Source organism: Nocardia sp. JMUB6875 (genome assembly GCF_041154655.1).
In the GTDB taxonomy this organism is placed as follows: domain Bacteria; phylum Actinomycetota; class Actinomycetes; order Mycobacteriales; family Mycobacteriaceae; genus Nocardia.
The window spans coordinates 1-223 of sequence record NZ_BAAFGR010000439.1; the positions used below are offsets into that span (position 1 = coordinate 1).

At 63.7% G+C, this 223-nt stretch carries 1 protein-coding gene; it reads left to right on the forward strand.

Going from position 1 to position 223, the window contains the following annotated elements; all coding sequences use genetic code 11:
• Positions 1-223: transposase (locus tag ACAM49_RS40430; protein WP_369640773.1), on the forward strand; the 223-nt coding region annotated here is incomplete at both ends.

A 223-nucleotide genomic window follows, 5' to 3' on the forward strand; every position in this document is an offset into this window, starting at 1 on the left:
CAACTACGGCACCCACAAGACCCCCGCGGTCAAGAAATGGCTGCTGCGTCACCCACGCTTCCACGTGCATTTCACTCCGACCTCGGCCAGCTGGCTCAACCTGGTCGAACGTTGGTTCGCCGAGCTGACCAACCGCAAGCTGCGCCGCTCGGCCCACCGCAGCGTCACCGAACTCAAAGCCGACGTCCAAGCCTGGATCAACGCCTGGAACGCCGACCCGAAA